14 protein-coding genes and 1 pseudogene are annotated in these 16,525 nt (G+C 61.0%); 7 read left to right on the top strand and 8 right to left on the bottom strand.

All coding sequences use genetic code 11. The features are described 5' to 3' along the window. The first annotated feature begins 100 nt into the window (after positions 1-100). Positions 101-1,981, top strand: coding sequence for an ABCB family ABC transporter ATP-binding protein/permease (locus H9K75_RS08815; protein ID WP_187725481.1), 1,881 nt, complete (start codon positions 101-103; stop codon positions 1,979-1,981). Here the strand turns inward: H9K75_RS08815 and H9K75_RS08810 are convergent. The 5 genes from H9K75_RS08810 to H9K75_RS08790 are packed head-to-tail and all read right to left on the bottom strand — an operon-like array spanning position 1,971 to position 7,012. Then, positions 1,971-2,984, bottom strand: coding sequence for an alpha-ketoacid dehydrogenase subunit beta (locus tag H9K75_RS08810; protein ID WP_187725480.1), 1,014 nt, complete (start codon positions 2,982-2,984; stop codon positions 1,971-1,973). The two genes, H9K75_RS08815 and H9K75_RS08810, sit on opposite strands and share 11 nt — an antisense overlap. Beyond that, positions 2,984-3,991, bottom strand: coding sequence for a thiamine pyrophosphate-dependent dehydrogenase E1 component subunit alpha (locus H9K75_RS08805; protein WP_226858613.1), 1,008 nt, complete (start codon positions 3,989-3,991; stop codon positions 2,984-2,986). The genes H9K75_RS08810 and H9K75_RS08805 overlap by 1 nt, the downstream gene beginning before the upstream one ends. 46 nt (positions 3,992-4,037) lie before the next feature. Continuing rightward, a complete protein-coding gene (locus H9K75_RS08800) occupies positions 4,038-5,078 on the bottom strand; it encodes a DctP family TRAP transporter solute-binding subunit (RefSeq protein WP_187725479.1) in 1,041 nt (346 codons plus the stop codon). Positions 5,079-5,117: 39 nt separating this feature from the next. Then, complete coding sequence (locus H9K75_RS08795) at positions 5,118-6,416, bottom strand: TRAP transporter large permease (RefSeq protein ID WP_187725478.1); 1,299 nt, start codon at positions 6,414-6,416, stop codon at positions 5,118-5,120. Then, positions 6,413-7,012: a TRAP transporter small permease gene (locus H9K75_RS08790; protein ID WP_187725477.1), complete on the bottom strand. Its 600-nt coding sequence runs from the start codon at positions 7,010-7,012 to the stop codon at positions 6,413-6,415. The genes H9K75_RS08795 and H9K75_RS08790 overlap by 4 nt, the downstream gene beginning before the upstream one ends. A 284-nt stretch (positions 7,013-7,296) precedes the next feature. Here H9K75_RS08790 and H9K75_RS08785 point away from each other — a divergent pair, with 284 nt between their 5' ends. The 6 genes and pseudogenes from H9K75_RS08785 to H9K75_RS08760 all read left to right on the top strand — a co-directional run bounded on the left by H9K75_RS08785 (position 7,297) and on the right by H9K75_RS08760 (position 12,710). After that, a complete protein-coding gene (locus H9K75_RS08785; protein WP_187725476.1) occupies positions 7,297-8,241 on the top strand; it encodes a LysR family transcriptional regulator in 945 nt (314 codons plus the stop codon). Between the two features lie 198 nt (positions 8,242-8,439). Further along, a pseudogene (locus H9K75_RS08780) lies at positions 8,440-9,326 on the top strand (amino acid ABC transporter substrate-binding protein). Between the two features lie 134 nt (positions 9,327-9,460). After that, positions 9,461-10,363 carry a transporter substrate-binding domain-containing protein gene (locus H9K75_RS08775; protein WP_187725475.1) on the top strand — a complete coding sequence of 301 codons (903 nt, stop codon included), beginning with the start codon at positions 9,461-9,463 and terminating at the stop codon, positions 10,361-10,363. Positions 10,364-10,516: 153 nt separating this feature from the next. After that, entirely contained in the window at positions 10,517-11,269 is a 753-nt protein-coding gene (locus tag H9K75_RS08770; protein ID WP_187725474.1) for an amino acid ABC transporter permease, read from the top strand. Between the two features lies 1 nt (position 11,270). Further along, positions 11,271-11,942: an amino acid ABC transporter permease gene (locus H9K75_RS08765; protein ID WP_187725473.1), complete on the top strand. Its 672-nt coding sequence runs from the start codon at positions 11,271-11,273 to the stop codon at positions 11,940-11,942. A 30-nt stretch (positions 11,943-11,972) separates the two neighbouring features. After that, complete coding sequence (locus H9K75_RS08760; protein ID WP_187725472.1) at positions 11,973-12,710, top strand: amino acid ABC transporter ATP-binding protein; 738 nt, start codon at positions 11,973-11,975, stop codon at positions 12,708-12,710. Between the two features lie 108 nt (positions 12,711-12,818). Here the strand turns inward: H9K75_RS08760 and H9K75_RS08755 are convergent, their stop codons facing one another. The 3 genes from H9K75_RS08755 to H9K75_RS08745 form a co-directional block, all read right to left on the bottom strand. Further along, positions 12,819-13,610: an HAD-IIB family hydrolase gene (locus H9K75_RS08755; protein ID WP_187725471.1), complete on the bottom strand. Its 792-nt coding sequence runs from the start codon at positions 13,608-13,610 to the stop codon at positions 12,819-12,821. 28 nt (positions 13,611-13,638) lie between these two features. Next, complete coding sequence (locus H9K75_RS08750; protein WP_226858612.1) at positions 13,639-15,240, bottom strand: hypothetical protein; 1,602 nt, start codon at positions 15,238-15,240, stop codon at positions 13,639-13,641. A 288-nt stretch (positions 15,241-15,528) separates the two neighbouring features. Then, positions 15,529-16,524: a glycosyltransferase gene (locus H9K75_RS08745; protein ID WP_187725470.1), complete on the bottom strand. Its 996-nt coding sequence runs from the start codon at positions 16,522-16,524 to the stop codon at positions 15,529-15,531. Between the last annotated feature and the right edge of the window lies 1 nt (position 16,525).

Raw genomic sequence — 16,525 nt, 5'->3', positions numbered from 1 at the left:
GGGCGACAGGTCTTTGCACTTGGGCGCACAATCGACCGGCAAGGTGCGCCGCCACGGTCCACCTGCTCAGAACAACAGATAACGGACCTCACGACACCTTATGCGCGGCCGCGGCTCATCTTCCGATTCTCCCGATACCCCAACCATTCCCCGCACTTCCTCCGACTGGGAGACGCTGGGTCGCCTTGTGCCCTATCTGATGCGCTACAAATGGCGTGTGCTCGCGGCGTTGCTGTTCGTGCTGGCGGCCAAGCTGGCCAACGTGGGTGTGCCGATCCTGCTCAAGCATCTGGTCGACGCGCTGTCGATCAAGCCCGGCGATCCTGCCGCGATCCTCGTCGTGCCGGTGGGGCTGCTGCTCGCATATGGGCTGCTGCGGCTGTCCACCTCGCTGTTCACGGAACTGCGCGAACTGGTTTTTGCCAAGGCCACGCAGGGCGCCGCGCGCAGCATCGCGCTCACCACGTTCGAGCATCTGCACGGGTTGAGCCTGCGCTTTCACCTCGAACGCCAGACCGGCGGCATGACGCGCGACATCGAGCGCGGCGTCAAGGGCGTCGAGTCGCTGATCTCGTACTCGCTCTACAGCATCTTCCCCACGTTTGTCGAAGTGGCGCTGGTGCTCGGCATTCTGGCGGTGAAGTTCGACGCCTGGTTCTTCTGGATCACGGTCACGGCGCTGGTGCTCTACATCACCTTCACCGTCTCGATGACCGAGTGGCGCACGCGCTTTCGCCGCGAGGCCAACATGGCCGATTCGTCCGCGCACACCAAGGCCATCGATTCGCTGCTGAACTACGAGACGGTCAAATACTTCAACAACGAGGGCTTCGAGGCCAGCCGCTACGACGAAAGCCTGGAAAAGCTGCGCAGCGCGCGCCTCAAGAGCCAGCGATCCCTGAGCCTGCTCAATTCGGGCCAGCAGGTGATCATCGCGGTCGCGCTGGTCTCCATGCTGTGGCGCGCCACGCAGGGGGTGGTGGACGGTCGCCTGTCGCTCGGTGATCTGGTGATGATCAATGCGTTCATGATCCAGTTGTACATTCCACTGAATTTCCTGGGTGCCATCTACCGCGAGATCAAACAGAGCCTGACCGATCTGGACCGCATGTTCACGCTCATGGACCGTGAGCGCGAGGTGGCCGACAAACCCGGCGCGCCCGCGTTGGTGGTCGAGGGCTCGCCCACCGTGCGCTTCGAGAACGTGCAGTTCGCCTACGAGGCAGAGCGCCCCATCCTGCATGGCGTGAGCTTCGAGATTCCCGCCGGCAAGACGGTTGCCGTGGTGGGGCCTTCGGGTTCGGGCAAGTCCACGCTGGCGCGGCTGTTGTTCCGCTTCTACGACGTGCAGGGTGGTCGCGTCACGATTGCGGGGCAGGACATCCGTGATGTCACGCAGGCGAGCGTGCGGCAGGCCATCGGCATCGTGCCGCAGGACACCGTGCTGTTCAACGACACCATTGCCTACAACATCGCCTACGGACGTGCAGGTGCGACACAGGCAGAGGTCGAAACCGCAGCCAGGGCGGCGCGCATTCACGATTTCATCGTGTCCACGCCCAAGGGTTACGAAACCATGGTGGGCGAGCGCGGCCTCAAGCTCTCGGGCGGCGAGAAGCAGCGCGTGGCGATTGCGCGCACGCTGCTCAAGAATCCGCCGATCCTGATTTTCGACGAGGCGACCTCGGCGCTCGATTCGGCCAACGAGCGCGCCATTCAAAGCGAATTGCGCAGCGCGGCCCAGAACAAGACCGCCCTGGTGATCGCGCACCGCCTCTCCACCGTGGTCGATGCGCACGAGATCATCGTGATGGAAGCCGGGCACATTCTCGAGCGCGGCACGCACGCGCAATTGCTGTCCAGTGGCGGTCGCTACGCGCACATGTGGGCGCTGCAGCGCGACGCGCAGGAGCAACAACGCGGCGGTGCGACCGAATCCGGCATGAATGATTCCGGCGAGGTCGCGGCGCTCAGCGTGTGAGGAGGCGCTCGGCAGCCGCGACCACCTGCGCGGCGCTGATGCGCGATTCGGCCTCCAGCGAGCTGGCGTAGCCGACCGGGATGCGTGGAGCGCCCAAGCGCGCCACGCGCGCATCGGTGTGCTCGGCCACGGTGGCGGCCACTTCCGCGCCAAAGCCCGCTGCCTGCACGGCCTCATGCACGACGAGCAGACGCCGCGTGCCGCTTGCGCTCGCAAGCACCGCATCGCGATCCCAGGGCCAGATGGTGCGCAGGTCGATGACCTCGGCATGCACTCCGCGTTCGGCCAACTGCCTTGCGGCATCCACGCAGGCATGCAATTGCCTGGACCAGGAAACGACGGTCAGATCGTTACGGTTTGCACTGCCCGAAAATGCAATGCGTGCGCGGCCCAGCTCGATGCGTTCTGGTGTCACCTCGCCCTGCATGCACCACAGTTCCTTGTGCTCCATGTAGACCACGGGATCGCCCGATGCCAGCGCCGCGTGCAGCAGGCTGTAGTTGTCCTGAGGCGTGGAGGGTGTCGCGACCACAAGCCCTGGCACGTGCGCAAACCAGGCTTCGAACGATTGCGAGTGCTGCGCCGCCGATGCGGTCCAGATGCCGATGGGCAGGCGTGCGACCAGGGGCACGCGGCCCTGTCCGCCGAACATGTAGCGGTTCTTCGCGGCCTGATTGACCAACTCGTCGATGGCGCACAGCGCGAAATCCGCAACGCGCATCTCGACGACGGGACGCAGCCCGGCAAGCGCCATGCCGACGCCCGCGCCCATGATGGTGGCCTCCGAGATCGGCGTGTCGATCACGCGTTCCGTGCCAAACACCTCGACGAGATTCTTCCCCTCGACCGTGCGGTATTGACCGAACACGCCGCCGCGTCCGAGATCCTCGCCGATGGCGATCACGGTCGGGTCGGCGCGCATCGCCTCGGTGAGCGCGCTGGCGGCGGCCTGCGCATAGGTCATCGTCGTGGACGCGGTCGCGATAGCTGCAGGATGGCTCATCATGTCCACGTTCCGTCGCCGGTTGTCATGATGTCGGTGTATGCGGCCTGCCCGTCGGGCACTTCAGCGCTGCTGGCAACAAGCAACGCGGCGGCGATCTCCGCTCTGGCTTCGGCCTCGACGTTTGCGGCCTCGTCGGCCAGGCCGCGTTGCCTGAGCAGCGTGCGTGCGCGCCCGATGGGATCGTCCAGAAGCGCATTCGCAACCTCGGCCGGATCGCGATAGGTTGCGGGATCGACCGACACATGGCCCTTCTGGCGGTACGTGATGGCGTGCAGCAGCTTCGGGCCGGAGCCCGCACGAATTTGCGCGATCAGCTGCGCGGCAGCGGCGCTCACGGCCTCCACCGAATTCCCGTCCACGCGCGTTGCGGCAATGCCCATGGACTCGGCGCGCGCGCTTGCGGCGCTGCTTCCGGCGGTCATGGGCGCGGAGCGGGTGGTGGCTGAAATCTGGTTGTCCTCGCACACGAAAAGCACGGGCAGGCGGTAGACCTGCGCCCAGTTGAGTGCTTCGAGAAACGGCCCCCGGTTGATCGCTCCGTCGCCGAAGAAACTCACGGCGATGGCATCCGTCTTGCGGATCTTCAACGCATGCGCCGCGCCGACGGCAATCGGCAGTCCGGCCGTCACCACACCGTTGGCGCCGAGCATGCCCACGGAAAAATCGGCGATGTGCATGGAGCCGCCCTTGCCGCCGTTGTAGCCGCTGGCGCGCCCGAACAGTTCGCACATCATCTTCGTCGCGTCTGCGCCCTTGGCCAGCGTGTGGCCGTGGCCGCGATGCGTGGAGGTCAGCAGGTCCTCGGCATTGAGGTGCGCGCACACGCCCGCCGCCACGGCCTCCTGTCCGGTGGACAGATGCAGCGGGCCCTTCACGCGCACTTCGGAAACCTTGTCCGTCGCGGCGCCGCCCCACGTGACGCCGCCCTGGCTCGCGGCCTCGGCGGCGTCCTCGAACGCACGGATGCGCACCATGGTCCTGAAGAGGGAAAGCAGATCTGTCATGACTTCACCAGCGGCGACCGATTCGAGGCGAGGACGTCTCCCCCATTTATTGCTTGGGACGCGCCGCGATGGCCTTTTCAGCCATGTTGACCAGATCGGTGCCGATGGTCGGCTTCCACTTGTCGTAGACGGGGCGGGTCACCCTGACGAAGGCTTCGCGCTGCTCGGGTGTGAGCTGCGTGACCGTCACACCCATGCCCGCGATGTCCTTCAGCAGCGGCTTGCCGGGCTCGACCAGGCCCTTGCGGGCGATGCCGATTTCCTGCTTGCCCGCGTCGATGGCCGCCTGGCGCACGATGTCCTGATCGGCCTTGGTCCAGCTTGCCCAGATGTCCTTGTTGACCACGAACACCAGCGGGTCGGCCATGTAGCCCCAGGTGGTTACATGCTTCTGGCCGACGGTGTGCAGCTTCAGGATCGTGAACATGAAGAGCGGGTTCTCCTGACCATCGACCGCGCCGCTGGAGAGCGCCGGCTGTGCGTCGGCCCAGCTCATCTGTGTGGGATTCGCACCCATGGCGGTGAACATGTCGGCGAAGATCGGCGAGCCGACGACGCGGATCTTCATGCCCTTGAGGTCTTCGGGCTTGCTGATCGCATGCTTGGAATTGGTCAGTTCGCGGTAGCCGTTTTCGCCCCAGGCCAGCGGCACGACGCCGGATTTCTCGAGCGTCTTGAATACTTCCTTGCCGACCTCGCCCTGCGTGAGCGCATCGACGGCGGCGTAGTCCGGCATCAGGAACGGCAGCGAGAACAGGTTCAGCGACTTCACCTGCGGCGACCAGTTGATGGTCGAGCCCACCGACATGTCGATCACGCCCTGGCGCAGCGCGCTGAATTCGCGCGTCTGGTCGCCCTGGATCAGCGACACGCCGGGGTACAGCTTGATGTTGATGCGGCCCTTGGTGCGTTCCTTCACCAGATCGGCCCAGATCTGACCGGCCATGCCCCACGGCGACGGCGGGCCCAGCACCAGCGACAGACGGTATTCGCTCTTGTAGTTCTGCTGAGCGAGCGCCACCGATGGCGACAGTGCAAGCGCTGCTGCTGCGGCGGCCGTGGCGGTCAGGAAAGTGCGAAGCTTCATGGGGTGTCTCCTCGTTGAAATTGCGGAAATGAAATCGAATCAGTAGCCGAGATATCTGGGCAGCCACAGCGCGAGTTGCGGGAAGGCGATCACCGCGATCATCACGATGAACATGGCGAGCAGCATCGGGCCGACCCAGCGCACCGTGGATTCCATGCGCACATTCGCGATGCGGCAGGACACCATCAGGTTCACGGCAAGCGGTGGGGTGAACTGGCCGAGCGCCACCTTGAGCGTGAGGATCACGCCGAACCACACCGGGTCCCATCGGTAGTGATTCATCACCGGCAGCAGCAGCGGCACAAAGATCAGGAAAATCGACACGCCGTCCAGGAACATGCCCACCGTGATGAGCAACAGGATCAGCAGCGCCAGCACGCCGTATTCGCCGAGGCCCGAGTTCACGATGGCATTGGCCACCGGGTCGATCACGCCGAGCGTCGAGAGCGAAAACGCGAAAATGCCGGCGAGCGAGACGACCAGCAGGATCACGGCAGAGAGTTCACCCGCTTCGCGCAGAATGATGAACAGGTCGCGCACCTTGATCGTGCGATAGACCACCATCCCGACGAACAGCCCGTAGAACACGGCCACCACCGCCGCCTCGGTTGGCGTGAACCAGCCGGCGCGCATGCCGCCCAGAATCACCACCGGCGCGGCCAGACCCCAGGAGGCCTCGCGCAGGCTCTTCCAGAAAGGCGGGCGCGGCATCGACGATTCGAGATGGCCCATCTTGTGTTTGCGCGCCATCCACACGGCCGGCACGATCAGCGCCAGACCGGCAAGCACGCCGGGCACCATGCCTGCGGCGAACAGCGCGGGCACGGAGGCGCCGGGCACGAGCACCGAATAGATGATGAATGCCACCGAGGGCGGAATCAAAATGTCGGTCGCAGCCGCCGCGCCGACGACTGAAGCCGAGAAGCTGTTGGGATAACCCGCGCGATTCATCGCTGCGATCATCACCGCGCCAACCGCCGCCGCATTCGCGGGACCGGAGCCGGAAATGCCGCCCAGAAACATCGCCACGGCAATCGCTACCAGCGGCAACATGCCCGGGCCGCGCCCGACGATGGCGACCGCGAAATTCACCAGCCGCAGCGCCACGCCCGAGCGATCAAAGATCGATCCGACCAGCACGAACATCGGAATCGCCAGCAGCGGGTACTTGCCCAGACCCGCGTAGAAATTCTGCGGCACGGCCATCAGGCCGAACCATTGCGTGTCCTGGTTCGCCAGCGCAATCGCGGCCGCACCGGCCAGACCCAGCGCGGCACCAATCGGCACGCCCACCAACATCAGCACGATGAAGGCAACAAACAGCAGGGTGGCGATCATGGCTGCTTGTCTCCGGCCATGGGCGCGTCGGTCACGGTGGCATCGATCAGGTATTCGGCATCGGACTGGCGCGAGCGGCGCACAAAGAGTCCGACCGCGCGCAGCGCAATCGCAATCGAGAGAATCGGCAGCCACATGGTGTACCACCACACCGGAACGCCGATGCCCGGCGAGGTTTCCTCAAACCGGTAGTCGTCCCACAGCGTACGGATGCTGAGCACGGCGATCAGCGTGAACAACAGCGCGACCATCACGGCACCCAGTTGCGCGAGCCTGCGACGACGGTGGGCGGAGCCTGACTCGCTGAAGAATTCGATGCGGATGTGTCGATCACGCGCCACGGCAGCGGAACCGGCAACGAGCGCGAGCACGATCATCAGAAACACCGATATCTCCTCGGTCCATGCGAACGATGAACTGGTGAAGTACCGCACGATGACGTTGGCAAAGGTGATCAGCGCTAGCGCCGCCATGACGATGACGGTAAGCCAGTCTTCGATGCACAATGATCGGGGTTCGTCGGAGGTCGGTTGCGAGGGAGGCGGAGTTTGCGGGGCGGCTTGGTGATCCGGTCCGGCGGGCAAGTTGGAGGACATCTGAAAAGGCAGGGGCGGGAATTCGGCAGGAAACGGAATGCAGACTGCACGCAGCAGGGATGCCCTGAATCCAAGCCTTTCGGTGGCATGTGCAAAGGGCTGCATCAAACGTGTGACCGGGGCATTTTGCCCCGAAGTATTCGGGGCTATGTCGGGGTGTTCCCGAGTGGGCAAGAAAACGTCGCCCATTGGAGCGCGCCATTGTGGTGCGGCGGCGTCGAAGATTTCTGCACGCCGTCCAGGCGCGTGCATGGAGTGCGGGCCGCGCGCGGATAATGCTCGCCATGGAAACCAAGTGGCTTGAGGACTTCGTCAGCCTCGCAGAAACCCGCAGCTTCAGTCGCTCCGCGCAATTGCGCCATGTGACGCAACCTGCTTTTTCACGCCGGATCCAGGCGCTCGAAGCCTGGGCGGGGATGGATCTCGTGGACCGCAGCTCCTATCCGACACGTCTCACCCCTGCCGGCAAGACCCTCTACGACCAGGCGCTGGAGATGCTGCAGGCGCTGCAAAACACCCGCGCCATGTTGCGTGCCCACACCAGTACCGGCAACGACATGATCGTGTTCGCCGTGCCGCACACGCTGGCGTTCACCTTCTTTCCGGCCTGGCTCACCATGCTCAGGGGCGAGTTCGGACCTCTGAAGACGCGGCTGCTGGCGCTCAATGTGCATGATGCCGTGGTGCGTCTGATTGAAGGCGGCTGCGATCTGATGATCGCCTACTTCCATCCTTCGCAACCGATTCAGCTCGACGCCGACCGCTACGAGATGGTCAGCCTCGGTCAGGAGACGCTGGCGCCCTATGTGAAACCCGATGCCGATGGCTTGCCCGTTTACTGCCTTCCGGGCAAGCCCGGGCAGCCGCTTCCCTATCTGGCCTATGCCCCGGGTGCCTACATGAGTCGCGTGACCGATTTGATCCTCAAGGAGGCGGCCACCACCATCCATCTGGATCGTGTGTATGAAACCGACATGGCCGAAGGTCTCAAGGCCATGGCCATGGAGGGCCACGGCGTGGCGTTTTTGCCGCATAGCGCCGTGAAGAAAGAACTGCGCGCGCACAAGCTGGTCAGTGCTGCGCCGCCGGGTTCCAGCGAATTCAGCATGGTGATGGAAGTGCGCGCCTACCGCGAAAAACCGAGCGGCAAGGAACCCGTCAACTCGCTTGCCCAGTCACTGTGGAGTTATCTTCAAGGTCAAAAGGCGGAAGCTAACGTGCTCGATTGACGATAGTTGATTATGTTTTTTTGGCATGATTTGCTGTAGCAATTAGCATTGGTACTCACAGCATCCGATCGATACATCCGCTGAAATTTGAGAACAACGGGCTTCAAGGCTCGCAGGCGTAGCGAGGGTGGTTGCGCGCCAGACCAACCCATTGGCACGGTTCTGGCTCCAGAGTAGACCAAGGAGTACGGTGATCCCATGAGAGTCCTGAATCGGAAGGCATTGACGTGCCTGGGCCTGAGCGTTTTCGCGTTGACGGCCAGTGCGGAGGGTGTGTTGGAGCGCGTGACCAAGGGCGGGCCCTTCGTCATTGCACACCGCGAGGCGTCAATCCCTTTTTCGTACATGAACGCCGGCAAACCTGTCGGCTATGCCATGGATCTGTGCCTGCGCATCGCCGAAGTCGTGCGTGCGAAGACCGGCGCGAAGAACATGCCGGTGCAGTTCATGGTCGTGCCCCCGCCAATCGCGTGGAAGTGATCAAGTCCGGCAAGGCGGATCTGGAGTGCGGCTCCACCACCAACAACGCAGAGCGCCGCAAGGATGTGGCCTTCACCATCCCGCACTACATCACGGGTGCGCGCATGCTGGTGCCCGCCGCCAGCAAAATCGAACGTATCGACGAGCTCGAGAAGAAGAAGGTGGTTTCGACCAAGGGCACGACGCCACTGGCGGCGCTGCAGCAGGCGAACCGCGCTCTCAATCTGCAGATGAATATTCTGGAAGCCCCGGATCACGACGCCGCGATGGCGATGGTTGTGAAGGGCGAGGCGGACGCATTTGTAATGGACGATGTGCTGCTGTACGGCCTGGTCGCGAACAGCAAGAACCCTCAGTCCGTGAAAGTGGTGGGCCGATTCATCACCTCGGAGCCGCTCGCGATCATGCTGCGCAAGGACGACGCCGAGTTCAAAAAATTGGTGGATGACGAGATGCGCCGCTTGATTTCCAGCCGCGAGATCTATGCCCTGTATGACAAATGGTTCAACCAGGCGATCCCTCCGACCAATCGGCCGCTGAACCTGCCGATCAGCTATTTGTTGAAGGACTTCTGGAAATACCCTACAAGCGAGGTCCCCAACTGAGGCGAGAATTCCGCACAATACACAATTGTGGGTAGGTGACAAACGGTGAGCGGATCATCGATCATTTTGCAATGATCAAAATCAAGGCTCAGATCACTACAATTCAATTTTCGCTTCACACGCAAGGAGATTCTATGAAGAAGCATTTGATGGTCGCTGCTATTTCTGTGTTGGCTGCGGGCACGGCATTCGCCCAGGCCAATGACACACTGGCAAAGATCAAGTCTTCAGGCACCGTGACCTTCGGGGTTCGCGAGTCTTCTGGCCTCGGCTACACATTGGGCAATGGCAAGTACGTGGGTTTTCACACCGAGATGGGTGAGAACATTCTCAAGGACGTCCAGAAGCAGCTGGGTCTGGCGAAGATGGACATCAAGTACCAGCCCGTGACGTCGCAGAACCGGATTCCTCTGGTGCAGAACGGCACCGTGGACATCGAGTGCGGTTCGACCACCAACAACCTGGGTCGCCAGAAGGACGCTGCGTTCGCGTACACCACCTACGTGGAAGAAGTGCGCATTGCGGTGAAGGCCAACTCCGGCATCACCGGCATCAAGGACCTGAACGGCAAGACGCTGGTAACGACCACCGGTACCACTTCGGTGCAGACGCTGCGCAAGAACAAGCGCGCCGATGGCCTGAGCTTCAAGGAAGTTATGGGCAAGGACCACGCCGACTCCTTCCTGATGCTGGAGACCGGCCGTGCCGACGCGTTCATCATGGACGGCTCGATTCTGGCTGCCAACATCTCCAAGTCCAAGGCACCCACCGATTACAAGATCGTTGGCGAAGTGCTGTCGGTCGAGCCGATCGCCTGCATGATGCGCAAGGATGACGCAGCCTTCAAGAAGGCCGTGGACGACTCCATCGCTCGTCAGATCAAGGACGGTTCGCTGGCCAAGCTGTACGACAAGTGGTTCATGCAGCCGATTCCTCCGAACAACGTGAAGATCGGCCTGCCGCTGTCGGCCGCCACCAAGGCTGCGTGGGACGCTCCTAACGACAAGCCGATGGAAGAATACAAGCTTCCCGAGTAATTCCGAAGCATAGGTCGCGCCCCTTCGACACGTGGTGAAGGGGCGCTTTTTGTTTGAATCGTGTTGGCTGCAAATCGTTATGTACTATCGTGCGCCATGGGAAATCAGCGTGATCTTCACGGTTCCATGTTTGAAGAATGAAGAGGTGCTCGTATGAGTTGGGATTGGCAGGTGTTCTGTCAAGACACCATTACCCAAGAGGTCGGGCAAAGCTGTTTTGGAAAAAACGGCGACATCACTTATCTCGATTGGATGTTGTCTGCGTGGGGCTGGACCGTTTCCGTGTCGCTGCTCTCGTTGCTGATTGCGCTGGTGCTCGGATCCATCATTGGTACCTTGCGTACGTTGCCGGATCGGCCCTGGATCGTGCGGCTCGGCAATGCATGGGTCGAGCTGTTCCGAAACATTCCCCTGCTGGTGCAGGTGTTCGTCTGGTATCACGTGATTCCGGCGATCTTTCCGGCGCTCAAGCGCGTCGATGGTTTCGTGCTCGTGGTATTTGCCATCGGCCTGTTCACTTCGGCGCGTATCGCCGAGCAGGTGCGCTCGGGTATCCAGGCACTGCCGCGCGGCCAGCGCTATGCGGGCATGGCGGTGGGCTTCACCACGTTCCAGACCTATCGCTATGTGCTGCTGCCGATGGCGTTTCGCATCATCATTCCCCCGCTCACCAGCGAGACCATGAACGTGTTCAAGAACTCGTCGGTGGCGTTCGCGGTGTCGGTCGCCGAGCTCACCATGTTTGCCATGCAGGCGCAGGAAGAAACCGCGCGCGGCGTGGAAGTCTATCTGGCAGTCACGGCGCTCTATGTGTTCTCGGCCTTCATGGTCAACCGCATCATGACGTTCATTGAAAAGCGCTCGCGTGTACCCGGCATGATTGCCGCCAGCGGAGGAGGTCACTGATATGAATCTCGCTCTCGACTGGTCATTCTTTTCCTGGGACGTTTTCTCCAACTATGTCTGGAAGGGTCTCAAGTACAGCGTGATGCTCACGGTGATTGCCACCATCGGCGGCATCGTCTTCGGCACACTGCTCGCGCTCATGCGCCTGTCCGGCAAGAAATGGCTCGACATTCCGGCCACCATTTATGTCAACGGCATGCGTTCGATTCCGCTGGTGATGATGATTCTGTGGTTCTTCTTGCTGATGCCGATGATCATCGGCAAGCCCATCGGCGCGGAGACTTCGGCCATCGTCACCTTCATCGCGTTCGAGGCCGCCTACTTCAGCGAAATCATGCGTGCGGGCATTCAGTCCATTCCGCGTGGTCAGGTGTTCGCCGGCCAGGCTGTCGGCATGACCTACGGCCAGAACATGCGCCTTGTCGTGCTGCCTCAGGCGTTTCGCAACATGCTGCCGGTATTGCTCACGCAGACCATCATCCTGTTCCAGGACACCTCGCTGGTCTACGCCATCGGCGCCTACGACATGCTCAAAGGCTTCGATATTGCGGGCAAGAACTATGGCCGCCCGGTGGAGTCGTATCTCATGGCTGCGGTGACCTACTTTGTGCTCTGCTACGCGCTCTCGTGGTTCGTCAAGCGCCTGCACAAGAAGATCGCCATCATCCGCTGACCAAGCCGCTCCCATCCGAGGAATTCAAAAATGATTGAACTCAAAAACGTTTCCAAGTGGTACGGCAACTTTCAGGTGCTGACCGATTGCTCCACCAATATCCAGAAGGGCGAAGTGGTGGTCGTGTGCGGCCCTTCGGGCTCCGGCAAATCCACGCTCATCAAGACCATCAACGCGCTCGAGCCATTCCAGAAGGGTCAGATCTTCGTGGACGGCGTGGCCGTGCATGATCCCAAGACCAATCTGCCCAAGCTGCGCAGCCGTGTCGGCATGGTGTTCCAGCACTTCGAACTGTTCCCGCACCTCTCGGTGACCGAAAACCTCACGATCGCCCAGATCAAGGTGCTGGGCCGCAGCACGGACGACGCGAAGAAGCGCGGCCTGAAGATGCTTGACCGCGTGGGCCTGTCGGCACACAAGGACAAGTTCCCTGGTCAGCTCTCCGGTGGGCAGCAGCAGCGCGTGGCGATTGCCCGTGCGCTGTCGATGGACCCGATCGTGATGCTGTTCGACGAACCGACCTCCGCGCTCGACCCCGAAATGGTCGGCGAAGTGCTGGATGTGATGATCGGCCTCGCCAACGAAGGCATGACCATGATGTGCGTGACCCACGAAATGGGCTTCGCCCGCAAGGTGTCGAGCCGCGTGATCTTCATGGATGTCGGCGGCAAGATCCTCGAAGACTGCTCGCGCGACGAATTCTTCGGCAACCCGGACGCACGCCAGCCGCGTACCAAGGACTTCCTCAACAAGATCCTGCAGCACTGACAGGACACGCCCCGAGGGCGGGCGACGGGCAACCTCGCCCGTTCGTGCAGTTGAAACAAAGAAAGGCGCCTCTGGCGCCTTTTCTTGTCTGGATGGCTGAAAGAGTGTTCAGCGATTCAGCAGCGCCCTCGCCACTTCCGCAAATCCCGCACCACGCTCACCCTGCGTGACGTACTTCGGAAGCTCCTTGAGCTGCGGAACGAAGCGCGCGATGTTCGCCACGCCAATGCTGTTCCTGAACGTCGCGAACATCAACTGATCATTGGTTGAATCGCCCACGTAGGCCCAACAGTCGAGCTCGGCATCCAGGTCGCGCCCGAACAGTTCGCGCACTATCCAGCGCGCGCCTTCGAGCTTGTTGTGATCCCCAAACCAGCCGTTGATATGGATGCTGCTCACGGTGGCGTTCATGCCCGCCGCGCGCATGATTGCAACGGCCTGGTCAATGCTTTTTTGTGGCAGGTGAGTGAACTCGCTGTGGTCAATCGCAATGTCGGTCTCGCGGCCCGCGGAGTCTGTCGCGAGCGTCGCGCCCGACACCTCGAGCACGATCTGCTGAGCAACCTCCTGCATGCGCGCGTAGTTGCGCTGGCGTATGGAGTCGTCCTGCTGCTGGTAGATTTTTCTTTGCAGACGCGAATCGCCCTCATGGCGAAAAGCCACGGATCCGTTTTCGGCCACGATGGCATCAACCGGCCATTGTGCGGCGAATGGCTCGCTCCAGCCGATCGGGCGACCCGTGATGGGGATGACGTGCAGCCCCGCGATTTTCAAGGCCGCGAGCGAATCCAGCGCATCCTGCGTGATGGCGCCATCGGTGGTGAGCGTGTCGTCGATGTCGGTGAAGATGCCGTGCAGCCTTGCGCGGTCGGTGAGGGGCCAGAGAGAAAGGGGGAGCATGTCGGGCAATGTATGCGGCGCGCAGTTCTCAGCGTTTCGCGAATTCGATGATGGCGTTGTAGAACTTGTCGGATCCGTCCTTGGAGTTGTCGGGCCCGAGTTCCATGCGATTCACGCCGTGCTCGGTGGCAGCCTTGAAACGCTGCGGAATCACCGAAAAGTAGTATGGAGCAATGAAGCGCGCGCCTGCGTCCATCTGCGTCTGCATGGCAGCCAGGTGCACGCCATCGAGCTTCCATTGCTGGGGGTTGAATTCGGGCACGCCATAGTCGGCGATTTTGCGCGCGGCAATGAAGAACTGCATCCATGGACTGTTGGTGGAGCCGCCGTACATGTTGAGTCCTTGCTTCCACGGCGTATTGCCAAAGAGCGTGGTGTTGGCAGCGAACAGCTCGTGATTCCAGGAGGAATTCACGTTGGGCACGATCTGGTGCGAATACAGCTTGTCTGCCGGAATGCCCGCCTTCAACGCGCGCGCATGGAAATCCTGGAGGAACGCATATACCTGCGCGGCGCGGTAGGTATTCCAGTCCCGTGCGAGCGGATTAAAGTACAGATCCTGCAGCGGCTTGGGCGTGTCCATATAGGTGCGGATGCCGGAAACCACCTTTTCCGAAGAGGGCAAGCTCTTCAAACCGGAAGGAGTGCGCGTGCCAGTGGCCGATTGATTGCGCGGCACCACCACGAATTCACGTTCACCAAGCAGCGACTTGCTGCCGTTGCCAGACACCGCGACGATCTGCGCCAGATGCTTTCCGGGTCTGAGTCCGCTGTAGTCGTAGTCGATGCGATAACCGGTATTGGGCGAGGTGATTTCTTCGACGGCGCGATAGACGTCGAGCCGGTTCAACTGCTGGCTGACTGTGCCGGCCTGCTTACCATCGACATACAGATCGAGGCGTTTGACGGCACCTGCGGGATCCCACAACCAGCCACCGATGGGCAGAATGCCGTTCGCATACGCGTCGTAATGTTCGCCAAAGCTTTGCAGCTTGTCTTTGCGAATGTCCTTGGCGGGTGCGGGTACCTCATCGAAACTTGCGTATTGCAATCCGGTGCGTTGGGCAAGCGTCTGCACGCTCGTATATTTGGTTTTCAGCCATTGCCTGAATCCGGCTACCGAAACGGGGCTGTAGTCCGTGACCCGCATCTCCTGCTTCAGACCCATGCCGTTCTCGAAATCGGGAAACATGTGGTGCAGTTCACCCACAAGGTTGACGGCGACGATGCGCTCCTGCGCCTCCCTCGGCAGCGTCCGCAGCTTGCCAGCGATATATTCCAGCGCCGCGTAGCGATACATGTTCACCGGAATCGTCGGGTCGGTCGACAGTGTGTACGGCAGGATGGTGTAGCCGAAATAACCCAGTTGGGGTGGCGTGCCATCGCTCAACGCCATCAGGTTGCGCGGATCTTTCGCGAGTTCCTCGGCGAGCGGCCCGACCGTGTCGAAGTGGTCCGCAGCCAGGTAGATCACCACGGGCCGCCTGATCTCACGGATGAGTTGCAGCGAGGCATCCACATGGCTTTCATCGATCTGCCAGCCCGTGCCACTTTTCCTGTAGAGACCGAGCAATTGCAATGTGAGCGTGTAGCCCACCTGCACGTCGCCCTTGGGGCCGCCTGGTTCCAATCGATCGAGCAACGTGTTGACGGCTATAGCGCCAGTTTCACCATGTTTGGCGCAGAAATCCACTGCCTGTGCTTGCGTCGTGACACCACTGCTGTCTGCAGCCGATTTGGGGCAGATGAATTCACCGACAAGATTGGGCGCAATGATCAACGGAAGGCGGCGGGCCTGAGTCGTAGAGGCGCTCTGAGCAGTGACCAAATGCGATGTCACGAGAAGCATGACAAAGACAATAGCCTTGTGAATGCGACGAAAATTCGGTGGCATACGCTTGACAGAATGCGACGCGACTCAGATGTCGGTATCCGTATTTGGAGGACGGATGGGTGTTTTGATATCGTCCAATGACACGCTGAGCGGCTCCGTAGGCACATTGCTCACGTCATAATGCATGAATGCGATCAGGCACTGGATGCCGATAATGATCGGCAGCGCCGCGAGCATCACGGTCCCGCTTGATGCGGTCTGGTTGTGTAGATTGCCCGATATCCAATGGCCCAGCCCGAACAGTCCACCGCCGAATACCAGCAAAGCTCCAGCAAGGCTGTATATCGTGCCGACATTGAAGTCGCGCACTAGATAGTTGTAGACATACCTGCGGCCCAGTCGCGAGATATGCTTCCTTAGGAACTCGGGCAGGACTTTCCCTATCTTGAGATTGGATTCTTCGTCCGCGTACACCGAATCCATCGGCACATCCTTTACGACCGCGCGAATAGTGTTCAGGCGAAACAACATGTCCGTTTCAAAAAAATAACGACGCTCTAATCTGTCGAGCGGAAGCTCTTCCAGAACGTTAGTGCGCACTGCCGTGTAGCCGTTCGTCGGGTCCATGCAGTTCCAATAGCCGCAACTCAGCTTGGTAAGGAACGACAACACCGCATTGCCAAACAGACGCACTGGAGGCATACCTTGCACGGACTCTGGGCGAAAGAAGCGGTTGCCCTTGGTGTAGTCCGCCTGATGACGTAAGAGTGGTCGTACGAACAGCGGCAGTAGTGCGGGGTTCATCTGACCATCTCCATCTATCTTCACGACAATATCCATCCCGTCCGCTATTGCAGCCCTGTAAGCCATGACAATTGCGCCTCCGACGCCGCGGTTCTCTGGGCAATACAGCACGCGCACACGCGGATCCCTGTTGTGCTCCTCAATGAACTTGCCTGAATTGTCTGGACACGCGTCATCAACGGCATAGATGATTTCGACATCAGATCCAATAGCGGCGATGACACCCATCACATGGTGAGTGACTTTGTAACAGGGAATGGCAACGGAGATTTTCATT

The sequence above is a fragment of the Diaphorobacter aerolatus genome (assembly GCF_014489535.1).
Classification (GTDB): domain Bacteria; phylum Pseudomonadota; class Gammaproteobacteria; order Burkholderiales; family Burkholderiaceae_C; genus Diaphorobacter_A; species Diaphorobacter_A aerolatus.
The sequence above is the reverse complement of the archived record's forward strand: the minus strand, read 5'-3'. Positions and strand labels throughout refer to the sequence as shown.

Coding starts and splice junctions, on each gene's coding strand:
- H9K75_RS08815 (WP_187725481.1), top strand. CDS start 101: ATGCGCGGCCGCGGCTCATCTTCCGATTCTCCCGATACCCCAACCATT.
- H9K75_RS08810 (WP_187725480.1), bottom strand. CDS start 2,984: ATGAGCCATCCTGCAGCTATCGCGACCGCGTCCACGACGATGACCTAT.
- H9K75_RS08805 (WP_226858613.1), bottom strand. CDS start 3,991: ATGACAGATCTGCTTTCCCTCTTCAGGACCATGGTGCGCATCCGTGCG.
- H9K75_RS08800 (WP_187725479.1), bottom strand. CDS start 5,078: ATGAAGCTTCGCACTTTCCTGACCGCCACGGCCGCCGCAGCAGCAGCG.
- H9K75_RS08795 (WP_187725478.1), bottom strand. CDS start 6,416: ATGATCGCCACCCTGCTGTTTGTTGCCTTCATCGTGCTGATGTTGGTG.
- H9K75_RS08790 (WP_187725477.1), bottom strand. CDS start 7,012: ATGTCCTCCAACTTGCCCGCCGGACCGGATCACCAAGCCGCCCCGCAA.
- H9K75_RS08785 (WP_187725476.1), top strand. CDS start 7,297: ATGGAAACCAAGTGGCTTGAGGACTTCGTCAGCCTCGCAGAAACCCGC.
- H9K75_RS08775 (WP_187725475.1), top strand. CDS start 9,461: ATGAAGAAGCATTTGATGGTCGCTGCTATTTCTGTGTTGGCTGCGGGC.
- H9K75_RS08770 (WP_187725474.1), top strand. CDS start 10,517: ATGAGTTGGGATTGGCAGGTGTTCTGTCAAGACACCATTACCCAAGAG.
- H9K75_RS08765 (WP_187725473.1), top strand. CDS start 11,271: ATGAATCTCGCTCTCGACTGGTCATTCTTTTCCTGGGACGTTTTCTCC.
- H9K75_RS08760 (WP_187725472.1), top strand. CDS start 11,973: ATGATTGAACTCAAAAACGTTTCCAAGTGGTACGGCAACTTTCAGGTG.
- H9K75_RS08755 (WP_187725471.1), bottom strand. CDS start 13,610: ATGCTCCCCCTTTCTCTCTGGCCCCTCACCGACCGCGCAAGGCTGCAC.
- H9K75_RS08745 (WP_187725470.1), bottom strand. CDS start 16,524: ATGAAAATCTCCGTTGCCATTCCCTGTTACAAAGTCACTCACCATGTG.